We start from the raw sequence: 10,141 nt of genomic DNA, 5'->3' as shown, positions 1-10,141 counted from the left end.
TTTGAATTGCGACCTTAAAGGGGGCGTTCACAGTGGCATGCCAGCCCGATCCAAGGAGAAGCTAAAAAGGAAAGTGCTTTCTCACATGAGAATGTTACAAAAGAAGCCCGCGCGTGTAGCAGCCTACTTCCGACACGAATCAATTAGGTACGCAGCATAACTGAACTATTTGTCCGCCGGGTTAATATCTTATAAATTTGATAAATCATAATTACCTTGCTTTATGATTCCCCCCTTGACTACTGCTAATTGCAAGCCGGGGATCTGACGCTCATCCATTATCTCCTTAATTAACTTGTCCACTGAATCTGCATGAGCGGGTAGCAACATGTATAAGGTAAGAGCCGTGAGATAAACCAATAACTTCTTGAGCAATGAATGACCACCATGAAGCATATAAATATATCCTTATTTTATTCATTTTGTATTTCAGAAAAAATAAATCAGTACGCTATTATTTTTTCATATGTTAATTGTAAGAAATTAAGCACATCATTTACCTAGCTCATCAACAACCCGGCATTACCGCTACATTGTCAGAACCAGCAGTCAAACAGCTTGATTAGCTAATGGCGATGACTTTGCTTACGCTGAAGCACTATATGGGTTGCATGTTGCGACCCCACAGACTTGGTACACTCGTAACCTAAGGCTCGCAGGTACTGTTGGATAGTATTTACTCCTCCACCAATTCGTACATCTTTCCCACTGGCAGCTTCACGAGCCCTGTCGAGAGCTTCATAAATCCCCCCAGTAACAAAATGAAAGGTGGTACCGCCCTCCATTTCTAAAGGAGGGCGTGGATGGTGCGTAAGAACAAATACGGGAAAATGATAAGGTGGATTCTCTCCCCACCATCCTTTCCAGTCTTCGTTAACCCAAGGACCACGAACGGGGCCGAACATATTCCTCCCAAGAATCCAAGATCCAACATTGTGAAAACCACGAGTTGCGAAGTCATCGTCAATCCCAGTGGTGCCCCCGTCTTTACCGAATAAGACACGCTGGAATGTGCGTGTAGGAAACAACCACTGGTGCAAATCTGACCCATTAATGCCAAGTGGGTTATTGATGTCCTGGTTTGGGCCCGCTCCATATCCATCCAGGGAAATAGTGAAGCTCTCAACGCGTACTTGTGTCATCTTTATGCCTCAGTTAGGGGGCTTAGTACCCCGGCTTGGAACTCGTGCCTTTAACGAGCTAGTGGGGGGATGGCCTGAGAAAATTAGGATGGGTGTTATAGATCTGATTTAATTGTATCCATTTCGGTTTCTACTAATCAGTTAGGATCTCTGCGGCATCACTACCTAATGTGACGACTTTTACTGGTTCTGAATATTTAAGAGTTTTGCTACTACTGTCGTGTCAAACAATATAGCAAAGTAGGAATTCTATTCATATCTTTACCTTTAAAACCTGCTAAGAGAATGACTCTCAATGTCCTACTTTTCAGGAAAATGGAAGAAAAAGACGTAAATTTTTGGCGTGCAAACCAATATGACACCTTGGTACTCTTTGAAGCCGATGGTTACAAATATAATTTGACATAGAACCAGCTGGAACACCATTAACGCATTTCACAAACCAGCCCTCTCCAACATATACACTGGACTTTAGAATCTTCCCTTTATGCTCTTCATTAAAAAAACTAAGGTCAACCAGCACTTCCGGCTTACATTCAACTTTCTCACGATGATCTTCAAATTCATTAGATTCCTAGAAATTCAAGACAGTAGTAATAATTTCTATTTAAGCTCTTTTTGGATGGGAATATTTTAGCCCTCATTAAGCGCCGTTTTGTTTAGTTATAGCTATTAGTGAATAGCTGAAATGAAAAGTAATCGGGTTAATAGTATTCAATTGAATTTTTAGCAAGATTACTCTTCAAAAATTTCTCAATCCTATATTGGGCTGAGTAAAGTACATCCATTATGAGGCATTTATTTTCAAAAGCACAACTCAATTCATGAGCTCTGCCCATAGAAATAGCCCCATGACTAAAGTACTTACTACTGGGCCAGAAGAAGAGAATACACTGCACTCGAGACGCGCTGTGAATACATCCATGTAAGCTCGTAATCGACATCCATGCCTCATACGGTCCCGAGCGCAGTATATTCTTTATTAGTAATTTTAAATACGATGTCTTTATTTGTTCGCCCCTATGCATTCTGGGAATTGGGAATTAATAGAAACGCCAACGGCCTCTTCCCCCACTAATTGCCAAAGGATACTGACTTTACAGCGTAATGGATAAGCATGTTCAACTTGTTATGGGTCGACTGAACTCTAAGCCGAGAGCGAACAGAGATGGAAGGTCATCGAATAAATTATTTATAGCATAGCGAGCTGATTTACTCACCGTGCGAGAGAATTGCAGTTATTACTAGAAACCAAGATTTAAAAAATGACGGGGTAAAGAGATTTGCATGGTAGCCAGTTTTCCAGCCGGAGCCACTGGGGGAAGAGGCTCCGACCAGACAGACTTTTAAGCGCGATTAAGAAACGATGTTACCGTAACTCATAAGGCGCTGGTAACGCTTCTCAAGCAGCTCATCAATGGGAATTCCACTCAGCTGATCCAGCTGCTCACTGAGGCGTTCTCCCAAGCGCTGGGCCATGGCATCCGGGTCCCGGTGCGCTCCACCGAGAGGCTCGGCAATGGTTTCATCCACAATACCCAGCTCTTCCAGCACACTGGAGGTCACCCCCATAGCCTCCGCAGCCAGCGGTGCCTTGTCTACGGTTTTCCAGATTATGTTGGCGCAGCCTTCGGGGGAGATCACAAAGTAGGTGGAATACTGCAGCATATTCAGCTGATCGCCGACACCAATCGCCAATGCACCACCGGAAGAACCTTCTCCGATCACAGTGCAAATAATTGGTGTGCGCAAGCGAGACATCACTGCCAGATTCTGGGCGATGGCCTCACTGATACCGCGCTCCTCACTATCGATACCGGGATACGCCCCTGGGGTATCTATGAGGGTGAGCACCGGCATTTTGAACCGCTCCGCCATTTCCATAATACGCAGAGCTTTGCGATAACCTTCGGGCTTGGGCATACCAAAATTGCGCGCCACCTTCTCATTGACAGAGCGCCCCTTCTCTTCACCAATCACCGCTACCGGTTTGCCGTTCAAGCGGGCGATACCGGCAATAATTGCCTTATCGTCGCCAAAATGGCGGTCGCCGTGCAGCTCATCCCAGTCGGTAAACAAACGCTCTATATAGTCCTTGGAATAGGGACGCTGCGGGTGGCGCGCCACCTGGACTACTTGCCAGGGAGTCAGTTCGGAGTAGATGGACTCGGTCAGGTTTCTGCTCTTTTCCCTTAGCCGGGTTACCTCATCGGCAATGTTCAGTTCGTTGTCGTCGCCGACCAGCTGCAACTCTTTGATCTTGCTTTCCAGCTCTGCAATTGGTTGCTCAAACTCGAGAAAGTTGAAATTCATGAAATCTGCGCCTTTAACTCTTTTCAACGCCACTGGGCATTCACAGCGGCATAGCTTAACTGTACAGAACCAACCAGTCGAGCATAGTGGACTTTAACGCCGTTCAGCGTATTGAAGCGCCACCTGCTCTCGTCCCAATAGCTCCCGCAGGGACTGGACCATCTGATCATTCGGCTCCACATTCCACTCGGGTGGAAGACGGTAGAGACCTCGCGCATCGTGGCGTAACACTTCCAGGCTGACCTTGCATTTGCCGCCGGTATATGGCTGCAGGCAAGAGGCCAAGCGTTTGGCCAGCCCTGGCGTCGCAGTGCCACTAATCACCTGCAAACGTACACCGGTCACACTGCTCTGGCGCAGTTCATCCAAAGTTGAAACGCTGTTGACAGTCATCTTCAGGCCGCCGCTGTAGTCGTCATTCGCGACAGGGCCATCCAGCACCAGCAACGCATCCTTGGCCAACTTTTCACGGTGTTCACCAAAGGCTTCGCTGAACATAGCCGCCTCAATACGACCACTGCGGTCGTCTAAGGTGACAATTGCCATGGAGTCGCCACGTTTGGTCTTCATCACCCGCATGGCGACCACCAGTCCCGCCACCTTTTGCGATTCGCGTCCCGGTTTCAGGTCGGCAATGCGCGCCTTTACCAAGTGCTGCAGCTCATCAGCATATTCGTCGATGGGGTGGCCGGTCAGGTAAAGCCCCAGGGTATTTTTTTCGCCCTCCAGTCGCTCACGAATACTCCAGCAGCGAGTGCGGCGGAAATCTTCGTAAACATCGCCATCAGATGCCTGAGGCACCACCTCCCCGAACAAGTCCATCATACCGGCATTGGCATTGGCCTTTTGTTGTTCTGCCGCCTTCACTGCTTCGTCCAGTGCGTTAAACAGCACCGCACGGGAGTAATCCAGACCATCATTACCACCGGTATCCGGCCCGATACTGTCTAGAGCACCAGAGCGCACTAACGCCTCCAGGGCACGCTTGTTTACCTTGCGCGGATCAACCCGCGAGCAGAAGTCGAACAGATCACTAAAGGGACCGCCATCCTCCCGCGCCGCGATAATATTCTCGATAGGCCCCTCACCGAGGCCCTTGATGGCACCGAGACCGTAAATAATGCGGTTGTCGATATCCACCGAGAACTGGAAGCTACCCAGGTTCACATCCGGCGGTACCAGCACCAGTTCCATGGCCCGGCACTCTTCGATAAAGGTCACCACCTTATCGGTCTTATCCATATCCGAAGACATGGTCGCCGCCATAAACTGGGCTGGGTAGTGCGCTTTCAGCCAGGCAGTCTGATAAGACACCAGGGCGTAAGCCGCCGAGTGAGACTTGTTAAAACCGTAACCGGCGAACTTCTCTACCAGGTCGAAGATCTTAATCGCAAGTTCGGGGTCAATTCCTTGCTCTTTTGCCCCATTTTCAAAAGTGGCCCTCTGTTTGGCCATTTCCTCCGGTTTCTTTTTCCCCATTGCCCGGCGCAACAGGTCGGCGCCACCGAGGGTATAGCCCGCCAGCTCCTGAGCGATCTGCATTACCTGTTCCTGGTAAACGATCACCCCGTATGTGGGCTCCAGGATCGGTTTCAGTTTCTCGTGCTGATACTTGGCATCCGGATAGGCCACCTGGGCGCGGCCGTGTTTCCGGTTGATAAAGTCGTCCACCATGCCCGACTGCAGCGGGCCCGGGCGGAACAGAGCCACCAGGGCGATCATGTCCTCGAGGTTGTCCGGTTGCAGGCGCTTAATCAGGTCCTTCATGCCGCGGGATTCCAACTGGAACACCGCAGTAGTCTCAGCCCGTTTGAGCATTTTGAAGGTTTCGTCGTCGTCCAACGGCAAAGCGGCAATATCCAGGGGCTCCAACCCCTCACGCGCACGCTGCTCATCCACCATGCGCTTAGCCCAATCGATGATGGTTAGAGTACGCAGACCGAGGAAGTCAAACTTCACCAGGCCGGCATCTTCCACATCATTCTTATCGAACTGGGTTACCAGACCAGCGCCGGTCTCGTCACAGTAGAGAGGGGCGAAGTCGGTGAGCTTGGTGGGGGCGATTACCACACCACCGGCGTGCTTGCCCACATTGCGTGAAACCCCTTCCAGCTGCAGGGCCATCTCCCAGATTTCCTGGCCCTCGTCGTCGCTATCGAGGAATTCCCTCAGCACCTCTTCCTGGTCGAAGGCTTTCTTGAGGGTCATGCCCACATCCGGGGGAATCATTTTGGAAAGCTTATCGGCCAGTCCGTAAGATTTGCCCTGCACCCGCGCCACGTCGCGCACCACCGCCTTAGCGGCCATGGTGCCGAAAGTAATAATCTGGCTCACCGCCTGGCGGCCATAGTTGTCCGCTACATAACCGATAACCCGGTCGCGCTTCTCCATACAGAAGTCGATATCGAAGTCTGGCATCGAGACCCGTTCCGGATTGAGGAATCGTTCGAACAGCAGATCGTATTGCAAGGGGTCCAGGTCAGTAATATCCAGCGAGTAGGCCACCAGGGAGCCTGCACCGGAACCACGCCCCGGCCCCACCGGGATATCGTGGTCCTTGGCCCACTGGATAAAGTCCATTACGATCAGGAAATAGCCGGGGAATCCCATCTGAATAATGATATCCAGTTCAAAACGCAGGCGGTCCTCATACACTTGGCGCCGCTGGGCGTAATCGGCGGCGGTCTTATCCAGGATACTCTCCAGACGCCGCTCCATCCCCTCGTAGGACACCTTCTCAAAAAACTGGTCTTCAGTCATACCCTCGGGAATCGGGTACTCCGGCAGGAAGTACTTACCCAGCTGAATCGGCGCGGAACAGCGTTTGGCGATCTCTACAGTATTTTGCAAAGCTTCGGGAATATCGCTAAACAGCTCCCACATTTCTTCCGGCGTGCGGAAATACTGCTCGGCAGAGTAACGGCGCTCGCGGCGGGGGTCATCGAGAGCACGGCCTTCATGGATGCACACTCGCACCTCATGGGCCTCAAACTCACTCTCCTCCATAAAGCGCACGTCGTTAGTGGCCACCACCGGTAAATTCAGGGCCTGGGCCAATTCCACTGCAGCGTGCAGGTAATCTTCATCCCCGGCGCGACCAGTGCGCTGCAATTCCAGATAATAGCGACCAGGGAACAGTTCCGCCCACTCCCTGGCCAATTCCTCGGCCTGAGCACGACGCCCGGCAACCAGGGCGCGGCCCACATCGCCGTACTTGGCCCCGGACAACATGAGCACCCCTTCGCTGTACTCTTTCACCCATTCACGTTTGATATAGGCATTGCCGTGGTACTGCCCTTCCAACCAGGCGCGGGAAATCAGTTCAGTGATATTGCGATAGCCATCGCCGTTCATGGCATAGAGGGTGATCAGCGTAGGCTTACCCTCGCCGCCCTCACTGAGCCAGAAATCTGCAGCAGTTATAGGTTTAATGCCGGACCCGAGGCAGGCCCGGTAGAATTTTATCTGGCCATACAGATTGCACTGATCGGTAAGAGCCAGGGCAGGCATTTCGAGCTCCTGCGCTCGTGCAACTGCCGGCTTAATACGTACCAGGCCATCAATCAGAGAGAATTCAGAGTGGATTCTTAAATGGACAAAAGGTTGGGTCATATTCGCGTTTGATTCCAGGCCCTGCGGAGCTAGGCCCCCGCAAAGCGCATTCAATGATTTACCAGAGTCGGCCCATTTGCCGCGCTCGCTCGGTGCAGAGCTTCAGAACTGCACGGCGCTCATCGTTGTTCATGGAGCCCCAACGACTGATTTCCATACCACTGCGAAAGCAACCCTCGCAAACATCGTCGTCGTTGAGAGCGCACACAGAAATACAGGGGGACTTAACCGGGCGCTCTTTGGGCACCGCAGTTTTTACCGGTTGTTCAGACATCCTCAGCCTCAAGCGGCGCCAACTCATTGGCAAAATATTTACCGTTGGCCGCATAGTGATCGCTGCTGGCTTTTAGCAGCTCATAGGCAGCGGGATCGAGGGTTTTTATAACCTTGCCGGGAGTACCCACAACCATCGAATAGTCGGGAATTACCGCATCCTCGGTCACCAGCGCATTGGCGCCGATAATACAGCACTTGCCGATTTTGGCCCGGTTTAAGATCACGGCGTTGATACCTATCAAGCTGTAATCACCAATATCACAGCCGTGCAGCATCACTTTATGGCCTACGGTGACACCGGTACCGATTGTCAGCGGTGTACCCGGATCGGCGTGCAGCACAGAGCCATCCTGCACATTACTATTCTCGCCAATGGTGATCTGCGCACAGTCACCGCGCACCACTGCGTTAAACCACACAGAGCTGTTCGCAAGCATGAGCACATCGCCAATCACTTGGGCACCGGGCGCGATATAGTGGCCCTGACCTTCCAGTTGCGGCTGTTTATCCCCCAATCTGTACAGCATTTGGCCTCCGGCTCAATATGATTATGAACCGCTTATTATCCCGCGCCAAAGGGCCTATGGCTAGCAGGTGGCACTTGTGCTTTTCACTTTCCGAGCACTAAAGCAACTCACCCTGACTCACAAAGTTGGCTCCTTCCAGCTTCAAAAGCCGAGCCTTCAGTGGCAGGCCCCCGGCATAACCGGTAAGACTGCCATTCGCACCAATTACCCGGTGACAGGGAATTATCACCGCTACCGGGTTGGCACCATTGGCCCGCGCTACCGCGCGAATAGCACGAGGCTGCCCTAAGAGCTGTGCCTGCTGGCTATAACTGCGGGTCTCACCAAAGGGAATCTGTAACAGAGCATCCCATACTCGCCGTTGGAATTCGGTCCCCCGCGGGGCCAGGGGCAGATCGAAAATTTTCCGTTTCCCGGCAATATATTCTCGCAACTGCTGAGCAGCTTTTTCGGTAAGATCAGAGGTTCCTCTTTTCCAGCCCGGCCCTACGCGAAGCGGGCGCTCACTGTCGTAAAACTGCAGCGAAACAATACCCTTGGCTTCACCCTCACCTACCTGATCAGAGGCTGCTATGGCAACTTCACCCAGTTCTGTGGTGTAACTCTCATAAAAAATCATTTCTGCTCTCCAGATTTCAGGGACTGCCACAGCAGGATTGCCCCATAAGCCCGCCAGGGCCTCCACTGTTCAGCCCTGGCCAGGGCCTCTTTCGGTTTTGCCTTTAGACTTTTACTGCCAAGTGCTTGCAGGATTCCCAGGTCTGAGGATGGGAAGGCATCCGGCATGGATAGCCCGCGCATGGCAATGTATTGCGCTGTCCAATCGCCGATACCCGGTAATGCAGTGACCTGCGTACACCAATCCTCCAGGGACTGCTCGGCAAAATTAACCCGGCCATCAAGTGTTGCGTCTACAAACTCTCGCAAAGTATTGGCTCGGGTACGTGTCAGCCCCAAGCCGGCAAAATCTGCCTCGGCCAGTTGTTTTGCAGTGGGAAACAGGAACCTCTCAACTCCAGAGTCATCCACAAAGGACTCTCCATAGCGAGCCACCAGGCGTCCCGCAATCGTGGTAGCCGCAGCCACACTGATTTGCTGCCCGAGTATCGCCCGCAAAGCGTATTCAAATGGGTCCCAGGCTCCGGGTAAGCGCAAGCCCGGTCGCTGTGCCAACTGTTTCTTCAGCAAGGGATCTTCATTTAATACTGCCTGGATCTCCGCGGTATCTGCATCCAGGTCAAACAATCGGCGGAGACGCTGATTAAGCAGGTATAAGCCGGTACCACCCTCCTGCCCGGAAACCTCCACTACCAAGCGGTTTCTCTCTGGATCGTGGGCCACTCGCATCACTCCACGACAACCCTCCAATGCAAAGCTGCGTAAATACTCGCAGTCCTCTACCTGCTCCACACCCACCAGGGCTCTGGCACCGAGGAATGTCAGTAATTGCTGCCAGTCCAGTGGCGGGCGGTAATCGAGATAGAGCCTCACTGTTGTGGAGGCACTACTTTTCAGCCGCCCAGTATGGCCCTCCCTGCGCACCTCGGAAGGAGTGCGTTGGTAAATTTGCTTAAAGACCCCATTAAATCGACGCAAGCTGTTAAATCCCGATTCATAGGCAATTTCTGCTATCGGCAAATTGGTATCGCGCAACAAGCGAAAGGCAAATAGCGCCCGCTCAGTCTGCCATACCGCCAAGGGGCTCACGCCCAGGTGCTCGGCAAACAAACGACGAAGGTAACGGCTACTGACCCCGAGGCGCTCCGCCAGCCGCTCCACTGAATGAGGCTCCCGTTCGCTGCGCATCAACTTCAGTGCCCGCTGTACAGTGGTAGAGACCAACTCCCAGGCCGGGCTGCCAGGGGCAGAGTCCGGCCGGCAGCGCAGGCAGGGTCTGAAACCGGCATTGGCGGCCTCTGCCGCAGTGGCAAAATAAGTGACATTGTGTTCCAGGGGGGGGCGTGCCGGGCAGATGGGACGACAAAAAATTCCAGTGGTTTTCACCGCTGTAAAAAAGCGCCCATCGAAGCGACGGTCGCGAGCCAGTCGCGCACTGGAGCAAACTGCAGCATCAATTTTCATAACCCCTCCCGTTTCTGACTACCAGTGTATGGATTCCATGCCACAGGAACTAGTCAAAAACGGAACTAGCAGCTACTTCAGCATGACTGGGTGGTCCGGCAGTAAATCAGAGGGGTTCTTACGAAGTAAGTATCCCCCGGCAAAGCCGGGGGCTTTAATTTTGTGAGCCGCTCTAAGCGGCAATTACGG

At 52.3% G+C, this 10,141-nt stretch carries 8 protein-coding genes; all 8 read right to left on the bottom strand.

Features of this window, described 5'->3' with window-relative positions; all coding sequences use genetic code 11:
* Window positions 1–189: 189 nt before the first annotated feature.
* On the bottom strand, window positions 190–396 hold the full coding sequence (locus tag ACCI49_RS22180) for a hypothetical protein (protein WP_371841418.1): 207 nt from the start codon (window positions 394–396) through the stop codon (window positions 190–192).
* Between the two features lie 170 nt (window positions 397–566).
* On the bottom strand, window positions 567–1,142 hold the full coding sequence (locus ACCI49_RS22175; protein WP_371841417.1) for a dihydrofolate reductase family protein: 576 nt from the start codon (window positions 1,140–1,142) through the stop codon (window positions 567–569).
* A gap of 1,356 nt (window positions 1,143–2,498) precedes the next feature.
* Window positions 2,499–3,455 carry an acetyl-CoA carboxylase carboxyltransferase subunit alpha gene (locus ACCI49_RS22170; protein ID WP_371841416.1) on the bottom strand — a complete coding sequence of 319 codons (957 nt, stop codon included), beginning with the start codon at window positions 3,453–3,455 and terminating at the stop codon, window positions 2,499–2,501.
* Window positions 3,456–3,548: 93 nt separating this feature from the next.
* Window positions 3,549–7,067 (bottom strand): DNA polymerase III subunit alpha, encoded by a 3,519-nt coding sequence (dnaE, locus tag ACCI49_RS22165; protein WP_371841415.1) that lies wholly within the window; start codon window positions 7,065–7,067, stop codon window positions 3,549–3,551.
* A 58-nt stretch (window positions 7,068–7,125) separates the two neighbouring features.
* Complete coding sequence (locus ACCI49_RS22160; protein WP_371841414.1) at window positions 7,126–7,341, bottom strand: DUF1289 domain-containing protein; 216 nt, start codon at window positions 7,339–7,341, stop codon at window positions 7,126–7,128.
* Window positions 7,334–7,870, bottom strand: a complete 537-nt coding sequence (locus tag ACCI49_RS22155; RefSeq protein ID WP_371841413.1) for a gamma carbonic anhydrase family protein — start codon at window positions 7,868–7,870, stop codon at window positions 7,334–7,336. The genes ACCI49_RS22160 and ACCI49_RS22155 overlap by 8 nt, the downstream gene beginning before the upstream one ends.
* A 97-nt stretch (window positions 7,871–7,967) precedes the next feature.
* Window positions 7,968–8,489 (bottom strand): methylated-DNA--[protein]-cysteine S-methyltransferase, encoded by a 522-nt coding sequence (locus tag ACCI49_RS22150; RefSeq protein ID WP_371841411.1) that lies wholly within the window; start codon window positions 8,487–8,489, stop codon window positions 7,968–7,970.
* Window positions 8,486–9,952: a DNA-3-methyladenine glycosylase 2 family protein gene (locus ACCI49_RS22145; RefSeq protein ID WP_371841409.1), complete on the bottom strand. Its 1,467-nt coding sequence runs from the start codon at window positions 9,950–9,952 to the stop codon at window positions 8,486–8,488. The genes ACCI49_RS22150 and ACCI49_RS22145 overlap by 4 nt, the downstream gene beginning before the upstream one ends.
* Between the last annotated feature and the right edge of the window lie 189 nt (window positions 9,953–10,141).

Source organism: Microbulbifer epialgicus, from assembly GCF_041447265.1.
In the GTDB taxonomy this organism is placed as follows: Bacteria; Pseudomonadota; Gammaproteobacteria; order Pseudomonadales; family Cellvibrionaceae; genus Microbulbifer; species Microbulbifer epialgicus.
Note: the sequence above shows the minus strand (reverse complement) of the source record. Positions and strands in the feature narration are given on the sequence as shown.